Below are 18,790 nucleotides of genomic sequence, written 5' to 3'. Positions count from 1 at the left end.
TTCGCCTAAAAAGCCGAATTTCTATGTTAAAAATAAAAAAGGCTATTAGTGAATACACCAATAGCCTTTTCCTTAAATTAGGTATTATTAGAAGTTAATACCAGGGAAATATGCCATTTCACCCAATTCTTCTTCAATTCTTAATAATTGATTGTATTTCGCCATTCTATCAGAACGAGAAGCAGAACCAGTCTTAATTTGACCTGAGCCCATTGCTACTGCTAAATCAGCGATAAAAGTATCTTCTGTTTCTCCGGAACGGTGAGATATAATATTCTTATACGAAGCTTTATCCGCCATTCTAATAGCATTAATAGTTTCAGTTAAGGTACCAATTTGATTTACTTTAATCAGAATCGAATTTCCGATCTTTTCATCAATACCTCTTTGTAATCTCTTTGTATTAGTAACAAAAAGATCATCTCCTACTAACTGGACAGTTCTACCGATTTCACGAGTAAGTTTTTCCCAACCTTCCCAATCATCTTCTTGCATTCCGTCCTCAATTGAAAGAATCGGATATTTATCTGTCCATCTCTTCCAATAAGCCACCATTTCATCAGAAGTCAATTCTTCACCAGTGCTTTCAAACACATATTTCTTTTTGCCTTCATCATAGAATTCAGAAGCTGCCGCATCTAAAGCAATGAAGATATCCTCACCTGGTTTGAAACCTGCTTTTTCAATAGCGGTTAAAACCACCTCGATAGCCTGATCATTGGATTCAATATTAGGTGCAAATCCACCTTCATCACCCACGTTGGTAGACAAGCCTTTGCTTTTCAATACTTCTTTCAAATGATGGAATACTGTAGTTCCCATTCTTAGAGCCTCAGAAAATGACTCTGCATTAACCGGCATCACCATAAATTCCTGAAAATCAATTTTATTATCCGCATGACTACCACCATTCAAGATATTCATCATCGGAACCGGCAAAGTGTTGGCATTTACCCCACCAATATATCTATATAGTGACTGACCAGAAAGTTGCGCTGCTGCTTTAGCACATGCCATAGAAACACCTAAAATAGCATTAGCTCCTAACTTAGCTTTGTTATCAGTTCCATCTAATTCGATCATGATTTTGTCGATAAGATTTTGCTCAAACACAGAGAAACCGATTAATTCTTCTGCAATGGCACCATTTACATTATCAACAGCTTTCAAAACCCCTTTTCCCATGAAAATGGACTTATCCTTATCTCTTAATTCTACAGCTTCGTGAATTCCAGTACTTGCTCCAGAAGGAACTGCAGCTCTACCGAAACCACCGTTGGCCGTAAAAACTTCTACTTCTACTGTAGGATTCCCTCTGGAATCCAATATTTGTCTTGCGTGAATGTTCTCTATTATACTCATAGTTTTATTAGTTGATTAGTGAAATAAATTGGTCGAATAAATATCGGGAATCATGAGGACCTGGAGATGATTCCGGATGGTATTGTACTGAAAACACTTTCTTATCTTTCATTCTTAGTCCTTCTACCGTATTATCATTTAAATTTAAATGAGTAGCTACAACTAAGGATGATTTTTCAACATCTTCAGTTACGATACTAAACCCATGATTTTGAGAAGTAATCTCACTTCTCCCAGATTCTGTATTCAACACTGGCTGATTCAAACCTCTATGTCCATTATGCATTTTGAAGGTCTTAATCCCATTTGCCAATGCAATTAACTGATGACCAAGGCAAATACCAAACAGAGGCTTGTCACTTTCAATTATTTGCTTGCTATTATTTATAGCATCTGTCATCACCCCCGGATCACCAGGACCATTAGACAAAAAGTATGCTTGTGGATTCCATTCCTCTGTTTCTTTAAAAGAAGCGCTGGAAGGAAAAACTTTACATCTAAAACCACGCTGTATCAATTGCTTTAATATACTGCTTTTGATACCGTAGTCCATCACTGCTAGTTTTATGCCATCATCCTGTCCCATTTCGTAAGGCTCTTTGGTAGTGACATAGGAAGAAAGCTCTAGACCTTCCATGGAAGGAACTTTTGCTAATTCCTTCTTCAGCTCATCAATATCTAATATTTCAGAAGAAATGATGGCATTCATTGCACCTTTGTTTCGAATATGTCTTACAATTTTTCTAGTATCCACATCACAAATCCCAGGTATTTCATGCTTAACAAGATAATTATTGAGATTATCTACGGCTTGACCTCTACTGTAATCATCTGAAAACGAATTGATCACAACACCAAACACCTTTGGACTGTCAGATTCTGACTCATCAGGGTGAACACCATAGTTCCCAATGTGTGCATTGGTATTCACCATGATCTGTCCATAATAAGAAGGATCAGTATACACTTCTTGATAACCTGTCATCCCTGTATTGAAACAGATTTCACCACCTTTGGTACCTGAAAAACCGATTGATTTGCCATGGAAGACAGTTCCGTCTTCTAAAAGTAATATTGCTTTGTTTTTGTTTTTATACTTCATCAGATCTTATTCTGAAATTGAAAATGAAAAGGAGCTATAATTAAATCGAGACAAAAATAAATAAAAAAAAAGGGATTGAATAAATATCCAATCCCTTTTATTAAATCTATCTGTAGAAAGACTATTCATCTCCCTTTTTCTCATCTGACTTATCATCAGATTTTGTTTCTTTTTTCTCTGCTTTTGGAGCTTCTTCCTTTTTTGCTGCAGCTTTAGGTGCCTCTGCTCCTTTAGCTTCAGTCTTAGGAGATTCCTCTTTCTTAGCTTCCTTCTTAGGTGCTTCTTCCTTAGTCTCTTTTGCTTCTTTAGCAGAGCTGTCAGATTTAGTAGAAGCAGATTTAGAACCACCACCTCTACGGCTTCTTCTGGTAGTCTTCTTCTCTTTTTTATCTTCTCCTCCACCTAATAACATCTCATTGTAATCCACTAACTCAATTAATGCCATTTCAGCATCATCTCCTAGCCTAGATCCCAATTTGATGATTCTAGTGTAACCACCTGGTCTGTTAGCGATTTTAGTAGCTACTTCGTCAAAAAGCTCTTTAAGTACTTCTTTATTTTTTAAAGAAGAGAAAACAATCCTTCTATTGTGAGTAGTATCCTCTTTTGATTTTGTCAATAAAGGCTCAACATACTTCCTAAGTGCTTTTGCTTTGGCAACAGTAGTTGTAATCCTTTTAGAAAGGATTAAAGAACCTGCCATGTTAGATAACATCGCATTTCTATGGGAAGCAGTTCTACTTAAATGATTAAATTTCTTACCGTGTCTCATTGTCCTTATTCTTCGTCAAGTTTGTATTTGGATAAATCCATTCCAAAGGTTAAACCTTTATCAGCTACTAATTGCTCCAATTCAGCTAAAGATTTCTTACCGAAATTTCTAAATTTCATCATGTCAGAAATTTCAAGTGCAACTAAATCACCTAAAGTTTTAACATCAGCAGCTTTCAAGCAATTATATGCTCTTACGGAAAGATCTAAGTCATTTAAAGCTGTTTTAAGCAATTTGCGCATATGCAACATTTCCTCATCTACAGCTTCTGGCTCATCAGATCCGCCAGCATCCAATACCATATTTTGGTCAGAAAACAACATAAAGTGTTTGATCAAAATATTAGCAGCACCTTTTAAAGCCACTTCAGGATGAATACTACCATCAGTTTCAATGTCTAAAACTAATTGCTCATAGTCAGTCTTTTGTTCTACCCTTGTATTTTCAACGCTGTATTTAACGTTTTTAATTGGAGTAAAAATAGAATCAATGGCAATATAATCTGCAACCTGATCAACTAATGTGTTTTCTTCAGAAGAAACATATCCTCTTCCCTTTTCGATAGTTAATTCTATCTCAAAATTTATTGATTCATCCATGTGGCAAATCAACAAATCTGGGTTTAAGATTTCAAAAGCGGTTGTGAACTTATTAATGTCACCAGCCTTGAATTCCTTAGTGTTTTTTAGAGAAATATTAATTTTGTTGTCAGCAGTCTCAGCAATCTTCTTAAATCTTACCATTTTAAGATTCAAGATTAATTCAGAAACATCTTCCACAACACCTTCAACTGCAGAAAACTCATGCAATACACCAGGAATTTTTATCCCAGTTATAGCATAACCTTCAAGTGAAGATAACAAAATTCTTCTTAGGGCATTACCTACTGTAACACCATATCCTTTTTCTAATGGTTTGAATGTAAAAAGCCCGTGAAAATCGTCTGCTTTCTCCATTGCAACCTTTTCAGGCATTTGGAATGCTAAAATGGACATATTATAAAATTTCTTTAAATTAACTGTTTATTTTGAGTACAACTCGACAATTAGTTGCTCATTAATATTCTCTGGAATATCTTCTCTTTGAGGAATATTTACAAATTTCCCTGACATTGAAGACTTATCAAATTCTAACCAAGAATACTTTGATGCTGTATTTGATGAAAGACTATCAGTAATAGCCTCTAGAGATTTAGATTTTTCTCTTACACCAATCACATCACTTTCTTTTACTTGGTAAGATGGGATATTTAAAATCTCACCATTTACCAAAATATGTTTGTGACCTACCAATTGTCTAGCAGCTCTTCTAGTAGGAGCAATTCCTAATCTAAAAACTACGTTATCCAATCTGCTTTCCAATAATTGAAGTAATACCTCACCAGTAATACCTTTCTTTCTAGAAGCTTTATCAAATAAATTAGCAAATTGCTTCTCTAAAACACCGTAAGTGTATTTAGCTTTTTGCTTTTCCATAAGCTGTATAGCATATTCAGACTGTTTTCTACGTCTTCCTCTGCCATGTTGCCCAGGAGGATAAGCTTTTTTGGATAATGCTTTACTTGCACCAAAAATTGGTTCGTTAAACCTTCTTGCTATTTTGGATTTTGGTCCTTTATATCTAGCCATTTTCTTTAATTACTTAAGCGATGAATTAAACCCTACGTCTTTTAGGTGGACGACATCCATTATGTGGTAATGGAGTAACATCTTTAATCACCGTTACTTCAATACCTGTATTCTGTATAGTTCTGATTGCAGAATCTCTTCCTGCGCCAGGTCCTTTTACATATACTTCAACTTTCCTAAGACCTAAATCATAGGCAGTCTGTGCAGCATTTTGAGCTGCAACTTGTCCAGCGTATGGAGTGTTCTTCTTAGAACCCTTAAACCCCATTTTTCCGGCAGATGCCCAGGAAATAACTTGACCTGTTGAGTTTGTTAATGAAATGATGATGTTATTGAACGAAGCTCTGATGTGTGCCTGTCCGATAGCTTCAACATTAACAACTCTTTTTTTAGCTTTATCTTTTCTCTTTTGAGCCATGATCTAATGATTACTTAGTAGCTTTCTTTTTATTTGCAATAGTCTTCCTTTTTCCCTTACGAGTACGAGAGTTATTTTTAGTTCTCTGCCCTCTTAATGGAAGCCCCTTTCTGTGACGTAAACCTCTGTAACATCCGATATCTAATAACCTTTTGATGCTCATTTGAACCTCAGATTTTAAAACACCTTCTGTTTTGAAGTTTTCACTAATGACTGTTCTAATGCTATTTGCTTCGTCATCAGTCCAATCACTTACTTTTTTATCAGCGTCAACACCAGCCATTTCTAAAATCTTTGCTGATGAACTTTTACCAAGACCAAAAATGTAGGTCAATGATATAACTCCCCTTTTATTATCAGGAATATCTACTCCGGAAACTCTTGCCATAATTACCCTTGTCTTTGTTTGAAACGTGGATTCTTCTTGTTGATCACATAAAGCTTACCGTTTCTTCGGACTACTTTACAATCAACACTTCTCTTTTTGATTGAAGCTTTAACTTTCATAATCTTTTTATTTGTACCTGTATACTATTCTACCTTTTGTTAAATCATAAGGAGACATCTCCAACTTCACTTTATCCCCAGGAAGAATTTTAATATAATTCATTCTCATCTTTCCGGAAATATGAGCTATCACCTCATGACCATTACTTAATTCAACACGAAACATTGCATTTGATAATGCTTCTGTTATTGTTCCATCTTGCTCTATTGAACTTTGTTTTGCCATAATTACTAATTAAGCTACCGCTGTTCTTTGTGATGAACTACCTTTTACCTTACCTGACTTCATCATTCCTTCATAATGACGCATCAATAAATAACTCTCAATTTGCTGTAAGGTATCCAAAATAACACCAACCATAATGATTAGGGATGTTCCACCAAAAAATTGAGAGAATTGAGTTCCAACTCCAGCCCTAGCAACAAAAGCAGGTAATATTGCAATCAATGCTAAGTAAATTGACCCAGGCAAAGTAATTTTAGTTAAAATATTATCTATAAAATCCGAAGTCTCTTTCCCTGGCTTAATACCTGGAACGAAACCACCATTTCTTTTCATATCATCTGCTATTTGACTAGGATTAATCGTAATAGCCGTATATAAGAAAGTAAATACTATTATTAATAAAGCAAATGTTAAATTATATTGCCAGCTTTGGAAGTCAGAAAAAACATTCCCAATATAAGCAGCAGTATCACTGTCATCCGCCCATAAGTTTGCTAATAGAGCAGGTAAGAACATTAGTGACTGGGCAAATATAATAGGCATTACACCTGATGCATTCACCTTTAATGGGATATATTGGCGTTGGCCACCATAAACTCTTCCGCCTACAACCTGCTTAGCATATTGAACTGGTATTCTTCTTGTAGCCTGAACCAACATAACAGTAACCATAACTACAAAGAACAAGGCTACTATCTCTAAAATAAAGAACAATAAACCACTCATTCCTAGAGATATAGCTTCTGCCACGATCGAACCAGGGAAACGAGAAATAATCCCTATCATAATCAACATAGAAATACCATTTCCAATACCTTTATCAGTAATTTTCTCTCCTAACCACATACAAAAGATTGTACCAGCTGTAAGGACAATTACTGAAGTGAAGGTAAAAAATGTTTGACTCATCATAATTGCCTCACTTGGAATAGTTCCAGCAACATAACTAACACCTTGAACAAAGGTGATAGCGATTGTCAACACCCTAGTTATTTGAGTAATCTTTTTTCTACCAGATTCCCCTTCCTTCTGCATTTTTTGAAAGTAAGGAACCGCTACTGTTAATAACTGGATCACAATACTTGCAGAAATATAAGGCATTATACCTAACGCAAAGATGGATGCATTTGAAAATGCTCCACCTAAGATGGTATCTAAAAGACCGAATATACCTTGAGCATCTCCCGACAATTTAGAAGGATCCACTCCTGGTAAAACCACAAAAGAGCCTAATCGGAAAATAATTAAAAACCCAATGGTATTTAAAATTCTATCTCTAAGCTCCTCTATAGAGAAAATATTCTTTATGGTAGAAAAAAAACGATTCATATTATATTTTTGATGCAGTTCCTCCAGCTTTCTCGATTGCCTCTAACGCAGTTTTAGAAAATGCATTAGCTGTAACATTCAATTTAGCCTTTAAGGTTCCGTTTCCTAAAATTTTAACCAAGTCATTTTTAGCAACAAGTCCTTTGCTTTTCAATAAGTCTAAATCAATAGTATCCACACTATACTTCTCTTGAAGCGTTTGAAGATCACTTAAATTGATCGCCTTGTAGCTTACTCTATTGATGTTATTGAAACCAAATTTTGGAACTCTTCTTTGCAATGGCATTTGACCACCCTCAAAACCCTGTTTTGAAGAATAACCACTTCTTGATTTTGCTCCTTTATGACCTCTTCCTGCAGTACCGGCAGCTCCAGAACCCTGTCCTCTACCAATACGCTTTCTATCTTTAATAGAACCTTCTGCTGGTTTTAATGTATGTAATTTCATCTTATCCTTCAGTTACATTAACTAAGTGATCTACTTTTCTCAACATACCTTCTATTTGAGGAGTTGATTCTTTAGTCACAGTTTTATTAATTCTACCTAAACCTAAAGCTTGAATTGTCAACTTTTGGTCTTTTGGTCTTCCTATTACACTTCTTGTTTGTGTTACTTTAATTTTCTTAGCCATCGTAATTAACCATTAAATACATTAGAAAGTGCAATTCCTCTATCCTTTGCTACTGTATAAGGATCTCTTAACTTAAGTAGCGCATCAAAAGTAGCTTTTACCACGTTGTGCGGATTTGAAGAACCTTTAGATTTTGCTAAAACGTTGTGAACACCAGCACTTTCGAAAACAGCACGCATCGCACCACCTGCAATCACCCCAGTACCTGGAGATGCAGGCTTCACCAATACGAAACCACCACTATATTTACCAATTTGTTCGTGAGGAACAGTACCTTTAAGAATAGGCACTTTCACCAAATTCTTTTTAGCATCATCAATTCCTTTAGTAATAGCATCAGTTACCTCATTGGCTTTACCCAATCCATAACCAACAACACCATTACCATCTCCCACAACTACGATTGCAGAGAAGCTAAATCTTCTACCACCTTTCACTACCTTAGCAACTCTTTTAATAGCTACTACCTTCTCTTTCAGTTCGATTTCGCTTGCTCTAACAGATTTTATATTACTCTGAGACATATTTTTAGAATTTTAAGCCACCTTTACGAGCACCGTCAGCCAATGCTTTTACTCTTCCATGAAATCTATAACCACCTCTATCAAATACAATTGATTTGATACCTGCATCTTTAGCTCTTTCGGCCAGTGTTTCACCAACTTTTGATGCCGTATCGATGTCAGCATTACTTTTAGCACCTAATTCTAAAGAATTTGCAGCAACTAAAGTATGACCTTTTAAATCATCGATTACTTGTGCGTAAATGGCACGGTTACTTTTAAATACCGTCAAACGAGGTGTTTCAGCAGTTCCGGAAATCTTTCTACGAATTCCTAATTTTATTCGAGCTCGTCTATCTTGTTTACTAATAGCCATTTTTAATATTATTTAGCGGCAGTTTTACCTGCTTTACGTCTAACTTGTTCACCCACAAACCTAATTCCTTTTCCTTTGTACGGTTCAACAGTACGTAAGGACTTGATTTTTGCAGCTACTTGACCAATTAATTGTTTATCAAAGCTTTCTAAAGTAACGATAGGATTTTGACCTTTAACCGTTTCTGCAGAAGCTTTTACCTCATCAGGTAAACCTAAAAATATACTGTGAGAATAACCTACGTTTAACTCCAATATATTACCCTGTACAGTAGCTTTATATCCTACCCCTACAAGTTCTAATTGTTTTTTGTAGCCCTCAGATACTCCAGTAACCATATTATTCAATAAAGCTCTGTACAAACCGTGCATTGCTTTATGTCTTTTAGATTCTGTAGCTCTTTCTAGTTGCACTACTCCATCAGTATTTTTAACAGAAATAGCAGTATCAACTTGCTGCGTTAAAGTACCTTTAGAACCCTTTACTGTTACTAAGTTATCCTTAGCAATTTCAAGTGTTACATCTTGAGGCAGTTTTATAAGACTTTTACCTATTCGTGACATTTCTATTCTTTAATATACGTAGCACAATACTTCACCACCAACTTTAAGCGTTCTAGCTTCTTTATCAGTGATAACTCCCTTAGAAGTTGACATAATCGCAACACCTAAACCATTTAAAACTCTCGGTAAGTTTTCAGAATCAGAGTATTTTCTCAACCCTGGTTTTGAAACTCTCTCCAAGTTAGAAATAGCTGGAGTTTTTGTTTCAGGATCATATTTCAAAGCAATCTTAATATTACCTTGTCCGTTATCTTCCTCGAATTTATAATTCAGGATATAACCTTTTTCATGAAGTACTTTGGTCATACTTTTTTTCAAGTTTGATGCCGGTACTTCTACGATTCGGTGATTTGCTTTTATAGCATTACGAACCCTTGTAAGAAAATCAGCTATTGGATCAGTTACCATCTCTTAATTAATTATAATTTCTAGTTGCTCTGCCGAAACAGGCGTGCAAAGTTAAGAAATTAATTTGTTTATAAAAATAAAATATTAAAAATCACCAACTTGCTTTGGTTACCCCTGGTATTTTACCTTGTGAAGCCATTTCACGGAAGGTTACCCTTGATATTCCAAATTTTCGCATATATCCCTTAGGACGACCAGTTAATTTACATCTGTTATGTAATCTTACTGGAGATGCATTTTTTGGTAATTTATCTAAAGCCTCATAGTCACCATTTGCTTTTAACTCAGCTCTTTTGGCTGCATACTTAGCGACTAATCTCTCTCTTTTCTTTTCTCTGGCAATTACTGCTTTTCTAGCCATAATTATTTATTGTTTTTACTGGCAAATGGCATTCCGAAAGCTTTTAATAATTCAAAACTCTCTTCGTCCGTTTTTGCAGTGGTTACAAAAGTAATATCCATACCGGAAATAGTTGAAACTTTATCAATGCTTATTTCCGGAAAAATAATTTGTTCTTTAACACCAAGGGTATAATTACCTCTTCCGTCAAAGCCTTTATCTTTCACACCTTGAAAGTCACGTACACGAGGTAAAGAAACAGATAATAATCTATCCAAAAACTCGTACATTTTCTCACCTCTTAGTGTAACTTTAGCTCCAATAGGCATCCCTTCTCTTAACTTAAAATTCGAAATAGAATTTTTAGCATAAGTAGGAACCGCTTTTTGACCAGTTATCATAGTCAATTCCTCAACTCCTATATCCACTAATTTTTTATCAGCAGTTGCTGCTCCAATTCCTTTGTTGATCACAATTTTTGTGAGCTTAGGAACTTCCATTGCAGAGCTATATTGAAATTTCTCTTTCAAAGCGGGAATTATTTCACCCAGGTATAAATCTTTTATTCTTGGATTAGCCATTTTTGATCACCTCCCCCGTTTTTTTTGAATATCTTTGCAATTTACCGTTTTCGTCAAGCTTACGCCCAGTTCTCGTTGCATCGCCCGTTGCAGGATCAACCAACATCAAGTTACTGATGTGAATTGGTGCTTCAACTTTATCGATACCACCTTGAGGACTATTAGCAGAAGGCTTTTTATGTTTTGTTACAATATTAGCTCCTTCTACGATAGCTCTATCTTTCTCACCTATCATTTCCAATACCGTTCCAGTTTTACCTTTGGCGTTACCAGCGATCACTTTAACAGTATCACCCTTTCGGATATGAAATTTCTGTTGTTTATTTTTTCTCCTTTCCATAATATTATAATACTTCAGGTGCTAAAGAAACAATTTTCATGAATTGCTTTTCACGCAATTCTCTAGCAACAGGCCCGAAAATACGAGTACCTCTTGGCTCATCATTAGGGTTCAATAATACAGCTGCATTATCTTCGAAACGAATATAAGAACCATCTTTTCTTCTCACCTCTTTCTTAGTGCGTACGATGACAGCTCTAGAAACGGTACCTTTTTTCAAGTTACTTGAAGAAAGAGCAGACTTAACAGTTACAATCACTTTATCACCAATGGAAGCATACCTTTTCTTAGTACCGCCCAATACGCGAATACATAATACCTCTTTGGCACCACTATTATCCGCAACACTTAATCTTGATTCTTGTTGTATCATGGTTATTTAGCTCTTTCTACGATTTCTACTAATCTCCATTTTTTATTCTTGCTCATCGGTCTAGTTTCTTGTATTCTGACGGTATCGCCAATTGTACAATCATTAGCCTCATCATGAGCCATGAATTTGGTATTTTTCTTTACGAATTTACCATACATAGGGTGTTTAACCTTTCTTTCTACAGAAACGGTAATGGACTTGTCCATTTTGTTACTTACAACTAACCCTACTCTTTCCTTTCTAAGGTTTCTTTCCATCTTAGCAATTATTTAGCAAGTACTTTACTTCTTAGTTCAGTCTGCAAACGAGCAATATTCTTACGAGTATCTCTTATTTGCATAGGATTCTCTATTGGAGAGATTGCGTGTGCAAACTTCAACTTGTGAAGTTTTTGTCCTTCAACTTTTATATTCTCATTGAGCTCGTCAATGGATAATTTTTTAATATCAGCGTTTTTCATGATACTATATTTTCTGAGTAATCCCTTCTTACTGAAAACTTGGTTTTCACTGGCAATTTCTGTGCAGCTAATCTTAGTGCCTCTTTGGCATCCGCCATTGATACACCTCCAGCTTCAAACATGATTGTTCCAGGCTTAACGGTTGCTACCCAATATTCTGGAGCACCTTTACCTTTACCCATCCTAACTTCAGCAGGCTTTTTGGTAATCGGTTTGTCAGGAAAAATACGAATCCAAACTTGACCCTGTCTTTTCATTGCTCTAGTCATGGCAATCCTTGCTGCCTCTATCTGTCTACTGGTAATCCAACCCGGCTCCAGTGACTTTAAAGCAAAACTTCCGAAGGCAATTCTATGACCTCTCTGAGCAATTCCTTTTACTCTACCCTTTTGCTTTTTCCTAAATTTTGTTCTTTTTGGCTGTAACATTTTCTAAAAATCTTTTACCAAGAAAGCGCCTATTTACGCTTTCTTTTAGGACGTTCACTTCTTCTATTATTAGCCGGGCCACCACCTTTATTACCAGGTGCGCCTGCCCCAACATTAAGCGACAAGTCTCTCTTGCCGAAAACCTCTCCTTTGAAAACCCACACTTTCACACCAATTGTTCCATAAATTGTATGTGCTGGAGTTGTTTCATAGTCGATATCTGCCCTCAATGTATGCAAAGGAATTCTACCTTCTTTATACATTTCGGTACGTGCCATTTCAGCCCCGCCTAAACGACCTGAAACTTTAATCTTTATACCTTGCGCTCCTACTCTCATAGCTGAAGCAATTGCTTGCTTCATTGCTCTTCTGTAAGATATTCTAGCTTTTAACTGCTGACCGATAGACTCACCAATTAATTTGGCATCTAACTCTGGACGCTTAATTTCAAATATATTGATTTGAACATCCTTATTGGTCAACTTCTTAAGCTCCTCTTTCAATTTATCAACTTCACTACCACCTTTACCGATCACAACTCCTGGTCTAGCAGTGTGTACAGTTAAAGTGATTCTTTTTAAAGTTCTTTCGATAACAATTTTAGAGATTCCACCTTTTGGAATACGAGCTAATATATATTCTCTGATTTTTTGATCTTCTATTAACTTGTCAGAAAAAGATAAACCTTTTCCTCCGTACCAGTTGGATTCCCAACCGCGAACGATACCTAATCGAAAACCTATTGGATTAACTTTCTGTCCCATTGTTATTTATTTTCAGCGTTATCAGTTTCAGCCAATACCGCTCTATCCGCAGCACTGTCAACAATCAAAGTTACGTGGTTTGATCTTTTTCTAATTCTATGAGCTCTACCCTGAGGAGCAGGTCTAAGTCTTTTCAAGACCCTACCACCATCAACCTGTACAGATTTAACATATAAATCAGCATCTTCAAGATCTAGTTCTGGATTTGCTTGTTGCCAGTTGGCAATTGCAGAAAGCAATAATTTTTCTACTCTAGCTGCTCCATGCTTAGATTCAAACTTAAGAATATTCAAAGCACGGTTAACTTTTTCACCTCTGATAAGATCCACTACCATCCTCATTTTTCGAGGAGAAGTAGGTACGTTATTTAATTTAGCTATTGCTTCCATTATCTCTTACCTTTATCTTTTTTATTTATATGACCCCTGAAGTTTCTAGTGGGAGAAAACTCGCCTAGTTTGTGTCCAACCATGTTTTCAGTTACATAAACAGGAATAAATTTATTTCCATTATGTACTGCAAAAGTATGACCAACAAAATCAGGAGAAATCATAGATCTTCTTGACCATGTTTTGATAACCGATTTCTTACCGGAGTCATTCATAGTATCAACCTTCTTCTCAAGACGAAAGTCAATATAAGGTCCTTTTTTTAACGATCTAGCCATCTATTATTTCTTTTTACCGATAATTAATTTATTGGAATATTTCTTAGGCGTTCTGGTTTTTAAACCTTTAGCCAATAAACCTTTTCTTGATCTTGGGTGACCTCCTGAAGACTTACCTTCACCACCACCCATTGGATGATCAACTGGGTTCATAACAACCGCTCTTGTTCTAGGTCTACGACCTAACCAACGTTTACGACCTGCCTTACCTAATTTCACAATCATGTGATCGGCATTTGAAACAGTACCAACAGTTGCCATACAAGCTGCTAATACTAATCTCATCTCACCAGAAGGTAATTTTAATGTCGCATACTTACCATCTCTAGCCAATAATTGTGCATATGAACCTGCACTTCTCGACATAGCGCCACCAGCACCAGGTTTGATCTCAATATTATGAATGATCGTACCTAACGGTATATTAGACAATGGTAATGCATTTCCTACCTCAGGGGCAATATCCTTACCCGAGATAATAGTTTCTCCTACTTTCAATCCGTTTGGCGCTAAGATATATCTCTTCTCACCATCAGCATAATGCAATAACGCAATAAAAGCCGTTCTTCCTGGATCGTATTCTAAAGTAGCTACTTTAGCAGGGATGTTAAATTTATTCCTTTTAAAGTCTACAATCCTTAAACTTTGCTTATGACCACCACCTAAGTAGCGCATAGTCATTCGTCCAGAATTATTTCGTCCACCAGATTTCTTACTTGGAGCAAGCAATGACTTTTCAGGAGCCACTTTACTTAACTCGGTATAAACCGGTGCTAACCTATATCTTTGTCCAGCTGTAACTGGTCTTAATTTTTTAACTGCCATTTTTCAGATCATTAAATTTCGCTGTAGAAATCGATTACCTCTCCTTCTGCTACAGTTACAATTGCTTTTTTGAAACTAGGCTTTCTACCAGTAAGAATCCTAGACTTAGTGTAACGAGATTTCTGCTTACCCAAATACTTCATAGTATTGATGCTCTCTACATTTACACCGTACGTTTTTTCAACCTCAGCTTTAATCTGGATTTTGTTAGCATTTATATCTACAACAAATCCATATTTACCTTTTTCGTTGAGGGCTGAGACTTTTTCCGTAACAAGTGGTTTTATTAAAACGCTCATATCTTTTACTTAAATAAGTTTTCAATTTTCTCTAAAGAACCTTCAACGAAAAGTAACTGGTCAGCATGAAGTACATCATATGTATTTAATGAATCTACTGTAGTTACTTGCGTATTTTTGATATTTCTTCCAGACAATACAATATTCTTATCTACTTCTGGAAGAACTAAAAGTGTCTTTTTTGAATCCAAAGACAATTTATTCAGCATATCTGTATAGTTTTTGGTTTTGACCTCATTAAAAGTAAACCCTTCTAATACAGATATCATCTGATCCTTTGCTTTATAAGTTAAAGCTGATTTTCTAGCTACAGCTTTTAACTTTTTATTTAATTTAAAGCTGTAGTCTTTCGGTCTTGGACCAAAAACTCTACCACCACCTTTAAAAATTGGTGATTTGATACTACCAGCACGAGCTGTACCAGTACCTTTTTGCTTTTTAATTTTTCTAGTTGAACCAGAAATTTCTGCTCTCTCTTTAGATTTATGCGTTCCTTGTCTCGCATTAGCCATTTTCTGTTTCACGTCTAAATAAATAGCGTGATCATTTGGCTCTATATCAAAGATGGCATCCGATAAAGAAACTTTTCTTCCGGTGTCTTCGCCTGTATGTTTTAAAATTGAAAGCTCCATCTTTATTTCTCTATTATTACAAATGAATTTTTAGCACCTGGTATTGATCCACTCACTAATAGTAAGTTTTTCTCAGGGATAAGTTTTAAAACTCTTAGATTAGTGTTTTTAACTCTATCCCCTCCTGTTCTACCTGCCATACGCATACCCGGGAATACTCTTGCCGGATAAGAAGCACCACCGATTGAACCAGGCGCTCTCTGTCTATTATGCTGACCATGAGTTGCTTGACCAACTCCACCGAAACCATGACGCTTTACAACACCTTGGAATCCTTTACCTTTTGAAGAACCTGCAACATCTACATAATCACCTTCTTCAAAAACATCACCAATGGTTACTGTTTGACCAAGTGTGAACTTGTCTACAAACGTGTCATAACCTTCGTATTCACGAAACTCAGCTAGTTTTTTCTTAGGCGTTGTTTGAGCATTTTTGAAATGCCCCTGCAATGCTTTTGGTGTATTCTTCTCCTTGCGCTCTTCATAGCCCAATTGAATAGCAGAATAACCATCGGTTTCCTCTTTTTTTACTTGTGTAACCACACAAGGACCAGCTTCTATCACCGTGCATGCGACATTTCGTCCATCGACACCGTAGATACTAGTCATTCCGATTTTCTTTCCTATTATTCCAGACATTATTAATTTGATTAACAACCTTTTAACGGGTTTTACCGTAGCTTTTCCCGAAAGGACTGCAAAGTTAGTAAAATATTATAAGCTACAAAACTTACAACATTAAAAAATACAAAATTCTAAAAAAGAAAAACCAATGATATCCAGACCATTGGTTTTCCAAATTTTAAATATTCTACAATTACACTTTTATTTCAACATCAACTCCACTTGGAAGCTCAAGTTTCATTAAAGCATCAACTGTTTTAGCGCTATTCGAATAAATATCTACTAGTCTCTTAAAAGTACATAGTTGATATTGCTCACGAGATTTCTTGTTCACGTGAGGAGAACGCAATACTGTAAAAATTTCTTTCTCAGTAGGCAAAGGAATTGGGCCACTCACTACTGCACCTGTTGTTTTTACAGCTCTCACAATTTTCTCAGAAGACTTGTCTACCAAATTGTGATCGTATGATTTTAACTTTATTCTTATTTTCTGATTCATGATTCCTAATTATTTAACAGTCTCCCCTTTAGATTTTGCAATTACTTCATCCGCAATATTTCGAGGAACTGGGTCATAGTGTGAAAAAGTTAAGGATGCAGTTGCTCTACCAGAACTAATTGTTCTTAAGTCAGTAACATATCCAAATAATTCAGACAATGGAACGTCAGCTCTAATTACTTGCGCTGCGCCTTTAGGATCCATCCCCTTCATCAAGCCTCTTCTTTTATTTAAATCACCTGTAACAGGTCCGGTATATTCTTCCGGAGTAAGTACTTCTACTTTCATAACTGGCTCTAACAATTGAGGTCCCGCCTTTTTAGCAGCCTCTTTAAAACCAATTCTTGCTGCCAACTCAAAAGATAAAGCATCTGAATCGACATCGTGGAAACTACCATGGTACAATTCCACTTTCATTGCTTCAATTGGGTATCCAGCTAAAGGACCATTTGACATAGCCTCAGTAAATCCTTTTTGAATTGCTGGAATAAATTCCTTAGGAATTACCCCACCAGTAATTTTATTATCAAATTGTAAACCAGGTTGGATTTCACCTTTTTCATCTGGTTCAGCTGGAGATAACTTAAATACGATATCAGCGAATTTACCTTTACCACCAGATTGCTTCTTATAAACCTCTTTGTGATCTACCAAATTAGTGATAGCTTCTTTATATGCAACCTGTGGAGCACCTTGATTAATATCAACTTTAAATTCTCTTTTCAAACGATCCATGATGATATCCAAGTGCAACTCTCCCATACCTCTAAGGATTGTTTGACCAGTTTCTTCATCAGTATTCACTTGCAGAGTTGGATCTTCTTCCACTAATTTAGCGATTGCCATCCCCATTTTATCAACATCAGCTTGAGTTTTTGGCTCAATAGCGTAACCGATAACAGGCTCAGGGAAAACCATTGATTCTAAAACGATTTTATGTTTCTCGTTACAAAGCGTATCCCCCGTTTTGATATCTTTAAATCCTACAACTGCAGCAATATCACCAGCATGAAGTGTATCAATTTGGTTTTGCTTGTTAGCGTGCATTTGAAAGATTCTAGAAATTCTTTCTTTTTTATTGGTTCTCGTATTAAAAACATACGAACCAGAATCCAATGTACCAGAATACGATCTTACGAAACATAGACGCCCTACAAATGGGTCTGTAGCAATTTTAAATGCTAATGCTGCAAATGGATCATCTGAAGTTGGCTTTCTAGATGTTGGCTCGTCATTATCAGGATTAGTTCCTACAATTTTATCTCTATCCAATGGAGAAGGTAAAAGTTCCATTACATAGTTTAATAAAGTTTGAACACCTTTATTCTTGAAGGCAGAGCCACAAAGCATTGGCACAAAAGCCAAATCTAATGTAGCAGCTCTTAAAGCAGCGATCACTTCATCTTTACTTATAGATTCTGGATCTTCAAAGTATTTTTCCATTAAGGATTCGTCATACTCTGCAACTGATTCAAGTAAGTGCTCACGATATTCGTTCACCTCATCTTGCATATCAGCAGGTATTTCTACCTCTTCCCAGGTCATACCGTTATCTTCTTCATTCCATACAGCTGCCTTCATCTCTACAAGGTCGACAACTCCTTTGAAGTTACCTTCTGCACCAATAGGTAGTTGTAATGGAACTGCTTTAGTACCTAACATTTCCTTCACCTGACGACAAACATTTAAGAAGTCAGCGCCATCACGGTCCATTTTGTTTACGAAACCGATTCTCGAAACATTATAATTATCTGCTAGTCTCCAGTTAGTTTCTGATTGAGGTTCAACACCATCAACCGCACTAAATAAGAAAACTAAACCATCTAAAACTCTTAAAGATCTATTTACCTCAACAGTAAAATCAACGTGACCTGGAGTATCGATAATGTTAATATGATATTCTTCATCTTTATAAGGCCAGAATACAGTAGTAGCAGCTGAAGTAATAGTGATACCTCTTTCTTGCTCCTGCTCCATCCAGTCCATAGTGGCCGCACCATCATGAACTTCACCTAATTTGTGACTTACACCTGTATAGTATAAAATCCTTTCAGTAGTAGTAGTTTTTCCGGCATCGATATGTGCTGCGATACCTATATTACGTGTTAGTCTGAGATCTCTTGCCATTAT

At 36.1% G+C, this 18,790-nt stretch carries 32 protein-coding genes; all 32 read right to left on the bottom strand.

Going from position 1 to position 18,790, the window contains the following annotated elements; genetic code table 11:
• Positions 1 to 87: 87 nt before the first annotated feature.
• Positions 88 to 1,362 (bottom strand): phosphopyruvate hydratase, encoded by a 1,275-nt coding sequence (gene eno / locus FTRAC_RS15310; protein ID WP_013455180.1) that lies wholly within the window; start codon positions 1,360 to 1,362, stop codon positions 88 to 90.
• Between the two features lie 7 nt (positions 1,363 to 1,369).
• Positions 1,370 to 2,464, bottom strand: a complete 1,095-nt coding sequence (gene carA, locus FTRAC_RS15305; protein ID WP_013455179.1) for a glutamine-hydrolyzing carbamoyl-phosphate synthase small subunit — start codon at positions 2,462 to 2,464, stop codon at positions 1,370 to 1,372.
• A 121-nt stretch (positions 2,465 to 2,585) separates the two neighbouring features.
• Positions 2,586 to 3,236, bottom strand: a complete 651-nt coding sequence (gene rplQ / locus FTRAC_RS15300) for a 50S ribosomal protein L17 (protein ID WP_013455178.1) — start codon at positions 3,234 to 3,236, stop codon at positions 2,586 to 2,588.
• Between the two features lie 5 nt (positions 3,237 to 3,241).
• Positions 3,242 to 4,231, bottom strand: coding sequence for a DNA-directed RNA polymerase subunit alpha (locus FTRAC_RS15295; RefSeq protein WP_013455177.1), 990 nt, complete (start codon positions 4,229 to 4,231; stop codon positions 3,242 to 3,244).
• 27 nt (positions 4,232 to 4,258) lie between these two features.
• Positions 4,259 to 4,864: a 30S ribosomal protein S4 gene (gene rpsD, locus FTRAC_RS15290; RefSeq protein ID WP_013455176.1), complete on the bottom strand. Its 606-nt coding sequence runs from the start codon at positions 4,862 to 4,864 to the stop codon at positions 4,259 to 4,261.
• 25 nt (positions 4,865 to 4,889) lie between these two features.
• Positions 4,890 to 5,282 carry a 30S ribosomal protein S11 gene (gene rpsK / locus FTRAC_RS15285; protein WP_013455175.1) on the bottom strand — a complete coding sequence of 131 codons (393 nt, stop codon included), beginning with the start codon at positions 5,280 to 5,282 and terminating at the stop codon, positions 4,890 to 4,892.
• A gap of 10 nt (positions 5,283 to 5,292) precedes the next feature.
• Positions 5,293 to 5,670 carry a 30S ribosomal protein S13 gene (rpsM, locus tag FTRAC_RS15280; protein WP_013455174.1) on the bottom strand — a complete coding sequence of 126 codons (378 nt, stop codon included), beginning with the start codon at positions 5,668 to 5,670 and terminating at the stop codon, positions 5,293 to 5,295.
• A gap of 2 nt (positions 5,671 to 5,672) precedes the next feature.
• Positions 5,673 to 5,789 (bottom strand): type B 50S ribosomal protein L36, encoded by a 117-nt coding sequence (gene ykgO, locus FTRAC_RS19630; protein WP_013455173.1) that lies wholly within the window; start codon positions 5,787 to 5,789, stop codon positions 5,673 to 5,675.
• A 7-nt stretch (positions 5,790 to 5,796) separates the two neighbouring features.
• Positions 5,797 to 6,015, bottom strand: coding sequence for a translation initiation factor IF-1 (infA, locus tag FTRAC_RS15275; protein WP_013455172.1), 219 nt, complete (start codon positions 6,013 to 6,015; stop codon positions 5,797 to 5,799).
• Between the two features lie 9 nt (positions 6,016 to 6,024).
• Positions 6,025 to 7,344 carry a preprotein translocase subunit SecY gene (gene secY / locus FTRAC_RS15270; RefSeq protein ID WP_013455171.1) on the bottom strand — a complete coding sequence of 440 codons (1,320 nt, stop codon included), beginning with the start codon at positions 7,342 to 7,344 and terminating at the stop codon, positions 6,025 to 6,027.
• A gap of 1 nt (position 7,345) precedes the next feature.
• A complete protein-coding gene (rplO, locus tag FTRAC_RS15265) occupies positions 7,346 to 7,792 on the bottom strand; it encodes a 50S ribosomal protein L15 (protein WP_013455170.1) in 447 nt (148 codons plus the stop codon).
• Position 7,793: 1 nt separating this feature from the next.
• Positions 7,794 to 7,976, bottom strand: a complete 183-nt coding sequence (rpmD, locus tag FTRAC_RS15260) for a 50S ribosomal protein L30 (RefSeq protein WP_013455169.1) — start codon at positions 7,974 to 7,976, stop codon at positions 7,794 to 7,796.
• Between the two features lie 5 nt (positions 7,977 to 7,981).
• Positions 7,982 to 8,500 carry a 30S ribosomal protein S5 gene (rpsE, locus tag FTRAC_RS15255; RefSeq protein WP_013455168.1) on the bottom strand — a complete coding sequence of 173 codons (519 nt, stop codon included), beginning with the start codon at positions 8,498 to 8,500 and terminating at the stop codon, positions 7,982 to 7,984.
• 4 nt (positions 8,501 to 8,504) lie between these two features.
• Entirely contained in the window at positions 8,505 to 8,855 is a 351-nt protein-coding gene (gene rplR / locus FTRAC_RS15250) for a 50S ribosomal protein L18 (protein WP_013455167.1), read from the bottom strand.
• Positions 8,856 to 8,863: 8 nt separating this feature from the next.
• Positions 8,864 to 9,418: a 50S ribosomal protein L6 gene (gene rplF, locus FTRAC_RS15245; protein ID WP_013455166.1), complete on the bottom strand. Its 555-nt coding sequence runs from the start codon at positions 9,416 to 9,418 to the stop codon at positions 8,864 to 8,866.
• A 9-nt stretch (positions 9,419 to 9,427) separates the two neighbouring features.
• Complete coding sequence (gene rpsH, locus FTRAC_RS15240) at positions 9,428 to 9,826, bottom strand: 30S ribosomal protein S8 (RefSeq protein ID WP_013455165.1); 399 nt, start codon at positions 9,824 to 9,826, stop codon at positions 9,428 to 9,430.
• Positions 9,827 to 9,917: 91 nt separating this feature from the next.
• Complete coding sequence (gene rpsN / locus FTRAC_RS15235; RefSeq protein WP_013455164.1) at positions 9,918 to 10,187, bottom strand: 30S ribosomal protein S14; 270 nt, start codon at positions 10,185 to 10,187, stop codon at positions 9,918 to 9,920.
• Between the two features lie 2 nt (positions 10,188 to 10,189).
• Positions 10,190 to 10,747 carry a 50S ribosomal protein L5 gene (gene rplE, locus FTRAC_RS15230; RefSeq protein ID WP_013455163.1) on the bottom strand — a complete coding sequence of 186 codons (558 nt, stop codon included), beginning with the start codon at positions 10,745 to 10,747 and terminating at the stop codon, positions 10,190 to 10,192.
• Positions 10,740 to 11,087: a 50S ribosomal protein L24 gene (rplX, locus tag FTRAC_RS15225; RefSeq protein WP_013455162.1), complete on the bottom strand. Its 348-nt coding sequence runs from the start codon at positions 11,085 to 11,087 to the stop codon at positions 10,740 to 10,742. Before rplX ends, rplE begins: the two co-directional genes overlap by 8 nt.
• A 4-nt stretch (positions 11,088 to 11,091) precedes the next feature.
• Positions 11,092 to 11,460 (bottom strand): 50S ribosomal protein L14, encoded by a 369-nt coding sequence (gene rplN / locus FTRAC_RS15220; RefSeq protein WP_013455161.1) that lies wholly within the window; start codon positions 11,458 to 11,460, stop codon positions 11,092 to 11,094.
• A 2-nt stretch (positions 11,461 to 11,462) separates the two neighbouring features.
• On the bottom strand, positions 11,463 to 11,717 hold the full coding sequence (gene rpsQ / locus FTRAC_RS15215) for a 30S ribosomal protein S17 (protein ID WP_013455160.1): 255 nt from the start codon (positions 11,715 to 11,717) through the stop codon (positions 11,463 to 11,465).
• 8 nt (positions 11,718 to 11,725) lie between these two features.
• The gene (rpmC, locus tag FTRAC_RS15210) at positions 11,726 to 11,920 is read right to left on the bottom strand and encodes a 50S ribosomal protein L29 (RefSeq protein WP_013455159.1); all 195 of its coding nucleotides are present in this window, start codon (positions 11,918 to 11,920) and stop codon (positions 11,726 to 11,728) included.
• On the bottom strand, positions 11,917 to 12,348 hold the full coding sequence (gene rplP, locus FTRAC_RS15205; protein ID WP_013455158.1) for a 50S ribosomal protein L16: 432 nt from the start codon (positions 12,346 to 12,348) through the stop codon (positions 11,917 to 11,919). The genes rpmC and rplP overlap by 4 nt, the downstream gene beginning before the upstream one ends.
• A 29-nt stretch (positions 12,349 to 12,377) precedes the next feature.
• Positions 12,378 to 13,112, bottom strand: coding sequence for a 30S ribosomal protein S3 (gene rpsC / locus FTRAC_RS15200; RefSeq protein ID WP_013455157.1), 735 nt, complete (start codon positions 13,110 to 13,112; stop codon positions 12,378 to 12,380).
• 2 nt (positions 13,113 to 13,114) lie between these two features.
• Complete coding sequence (rplV, locus tag FTRAC_RS15195) at positions 13,115 to 13,501, bottom strand: 50S ribosomal protein L22 (RefSeq protein WP_013455156.1); 387 nt, start codon at positions 13,499 to 13,501, stop codon at positions 13,115 to 13,117.
• Positions 13,501 to 13,779, bottom strand: coding sequence for a 30S ribosomal protein S19 (gene rpsS / locus FTRAC_RS15190; RefSeq protein WP_013455155.1), 279 nt, complete (start codon positions 13,777 to 13,779; stop codon positions 13,501 to 13,503). Before rpsS ends, rplV begins: the two co-directional genes overlap by 1 nt.
• A gap of 3 nt (positions 13,780 to 13,782) precedes the next feature.
• On the bottom strand, positions 13,783 to 14,604 hold the full coding sequence (rplB, locus tag FTRAC_RS15185) for a 50S ribosomal protein L2 (RefSeq protein ID WP_013455154.1): 822 nt from the start codon (positions 14,602 to 14,604) through the stop codon (positions 13,783 to 13,785).
• A gap of 11 nt (positions 14,605 to 14,615) precedes the next feature.
• Positions 14,616 to 14,903, bottom strand: coding sequence for a 50S ribosomal protein L23 (rplW, locus tag FTRAC_RS15180; RefSeq protein WP_013455153.1), 288 nt, complete (start codon positions 14,901 to 14,903; stop codon positions 14,616 to 14,618).
• A gap of 5 nt (positions 14,904 to 14,908) precedes the next feature.
• On the bottom strand, positions 14,909 to 15,535 hold the full coding sequence (rplD, locus tag FTRAC_RS15175) for a 50S ribosomal protein L4 (RefSeq protein WP_013455152.1): 627 nt from the start codon (positions 15,533 to 15,535) through the stop codon (positions 14,909 to 14,911).
• Between the two features lie 2 nt (positions 15,536 to 15,537).
• On the bottom strand, positions 15,538 to 16,176 hold the full coding sequence (gene rplC / locus FTRAC_RS15170) for a 50S ribosomal protein L3 (RefSeq protein WP_013455151.1): 639 nt from the start codon (positions 16,174 to 16,176) through the stop codon (positions 15,538 to 15,540).
• Between the two features lie 178 nt (positions 16,177 to 16,354).
• The gene (gene rpsJ, locus FTRAC_RS15165) at positions 16,355 to 16,660 is read right to left on the bottom strand and encodes a 30S ribosomal protein S10 (RefSeq protein ID WP_013455150.1); all 306 of its coding nucleotides are present in this window, start codon (positions 16,658 to 16,660) and stop codon (positions 16,355 to 16,357) included.
• A gap of 9 nt (positions 16,661 to 16,669) precedes the next feature.
• On the bottom strand, positions 16,670 to 18,787 hold the full coding sequence (gene fusA, locus FTRAC_RS15160) for an elongation factor G (RefSeq protein WP_013455149.1): 2,118 nt from the start codon (positions 18,785 to 18,787) through the stop codon (positions 16,670 to 16,672).
• Positions 18,788 to 18,790: the final 3 nt, after the last annotated feature.

This window comes from Marivirga tractuosa DSM 4126, assembly GCF_000183425.1.
GTDB lineage: Bacteria > Bacteroidota > Bacteroidia > Cytophagales > Cyclobacteriaceae > Marivirga > Marivirga tractuosa.
This window is presented reverse-complemented; position numbering and strand designations above follow the sequence as displayed.

Bases quoted from the DNA above. Each gene is read 5' to 3' on its own strand.
- eno (WP_013455180.1), bottom strand. From the start codon at position 1,362: ATGAGTATAATAGAGAACATTCACGCAAGACAAATATTGGATTCCAGA.
- carA (WP_013455179.1), bottom strand. From the start codon at position 2,464: ATGAAGTATAAAAACAAAAACAAAGCAATATTACTTTTAGAAGACGGA.
- rplQ (WP_013455178.1), bottom strand. From the start codon at position 3,236: ATGAGACACGGTAAGAAATTTAATCATTTAAGTAGAACTGCTTCCCAT.
- FTRAC_RS15295 (WP_013455177.1), bottom strand. From the start codon at position 4,231: ATGTCCATTTTAGCATTCCAAATGCCTGAAAAGGTTGCAATGGAGAAA.
- rpsD (WP_013455176.1), bottom strand. From the start codon at position 4,864: ATGGCTAGATATAAAGGACCAAAATCCAAAATAGCAAGAAGGTTTAAC.
- rpsK (WP_013455175.1), bottom strand. From the start codon at position 5,282: ATGGCTCAAAAGAGAAAAGATAAAGCTAAAAAAAGAGTTGTTAATGTT.
- rpsM (WP_013455174.1), bottom strand. From the start codon at position 5,670: ATGGCAAGAGTTTCCGGAGTAGATATTCCTGATAATAAAAGGGGAGTT.
- ykgO (WP_013455173.1), bottom strand. From the start codon at position 5,789: ATGAAAGTTAAAGCTTCAATCAAAAAGAGAAGTGTTGATTGTAAAGTA.
- infA (WP_013455172.1), bottom strand. From the start codon at position 6,015: ATGGCAAAACAAAGTTCAATAGAGCAAGATGGAACAATAACAGAAGCA.
- secY (WP_013455171.1), bottom strand. From the start codon at position 7,344: ATGAATCGTTTTTTTTCTACCATAAAGAATATTTTCTCTATAGAGGAG.
- rplO (WP_013455170.1), bottom strand. From the start codon at position 7,792: ATGAAATTACATACATTAAAACCAGCAGAAGGTTCTATTAAAGATAGA.
- rpmD (WP_013455169.1), bottom strand. From the start codon at position 7,976: ATGGCTAAGAAAATTAAAGTAACACAAACAAGAAGTGTAATAGGAAGA.
- rpsE (WP_013455168.1), bottom strand. From the start codon at position 8,500: ATGTCTCAGAGTAATATAAAATCTGTTAGAGCAAGCGAAATCGAACTG.
- rplR (WP_013455167.1), bottom strand. From the start codon at position 8,855: ATGGCTATTAGTAAACAAGATAGACGAGCTCGAATAAAATTAGGAATT.
- rplF (WP_013455166.1), bottom strand. From the start codon at position 9,418: ATGTCACGAATAGGTAAAAGTCTTATAAAACTGCCTCAAGATGTAACA.
- rpsH (WP_013455165.1), bottom strand. From the start codon at position 9,826: ATGGTAACTGATCCAATAGCTGATTTTCTTACAAGGGTTCGTAATGCT.
- rpsN (WP_013455164.1), bottom strand. From the start codon at position 10,187: ATGGCTAGAAAAGCAGTAATTGCCAGAGAAAAGAAAAGAGAGAGATTA.
- rplE (WP_013455163.1), bottom strand. From the start codon at position 10,747: ATGGCTAATCCAAGAATAAAAGATTTATACCTGGGTGAAATAATTCCC.
- rplX (WP_013455162.1), bottom strand. From the start codon at position 11,087: ATGGAAAGGAGAAAAAATAAACAACAGAAATTTCATATCCGAAAGGGT.
- rplN (WP_013455161.1), bottom strand. From the start codon at position 11,460: ATGATACAACAAGAATCAAGATTAAGTGTTGCGGATAATAGTGGTGCC.
- rpsQ (WP_013455160.1), bottom strand. From the start codon at position 11,717: ATGGAAAGAAACCTTAGAAAGGAAAGAGTAGGGTTAGTTGTAAGTAAC.
- rpmC (WP_013455159.1), bottom strand. From the start codon at position 11,920: ATGAAAAACGCTGATATTAAAAAATTATCCATTGACGAGCTCAATGAG.
- rplP (WP_013455158.1), bottom strand. From the start codon at position 12,348: ATGTTACAGCCAAAAAGAACAAAATTTAGGAAAAAGCAAAAGGGTAGA.
- rpsC (WP_013455157.1), bottom strand. From the start codon at position 13,112: ATGGGACAGAAAGTTAATCCAATAGGTTTTCGATTAGGTATCGTTCGC.
- rplV (WP_013455156.1), bottom strand. From the start codon at position 13,501: ATGGAAGCAATAGCTAAATTAAATAACGTACCTACTTCTCCTCGAAAA.
- rpsS (WP_013455155.1), bottom strand. From the start codon at position 13,779: ATGGCTAGATCGTTAAAAAAAGGACCTTATATTGACTTTCGTCTTGAG.
- rplB (WP_013455154.1), bottom strand. From the start codon at position 14,604: ATGGCAGTTAAAAAATTAAGACCAGTTACAGCTGGACAAAGATATAGG.
- rplW (WP_013455153.1), bottom strand. From the start codon at position 14,903: ATGAGCGTTTTAATAAAACCACTTGTTACGGAAAAAGTCTCAGCCCTC.
- rplD (WP_013455152.1), bottom strand. From the start codon at position 15,535: ATGGAGCTTTCAATTTTAAAACATACAGGCGAAGACACCGGAAGAAAA.
- rplC (WP_013455151.1), bottom strand. From the start codon at position 16,176: ATGTCTGGAATAATAGGAAAGAAAATCGGAATGACTAGTATCTACGGT.
- rpsJ (WP_013455150.1), bottom strand. From the start codon at position 16,660: ATGAATCAGAAAATAAGAATAAAGTTAAAATCATACGATCACAATTTG.
- fusA (WP_013455149.1), bottom strand. From the start codon at position 18,787: ATGGCAAGAGATCTCAGACTAACACGTAATATAGGTATCGCAGCACAT.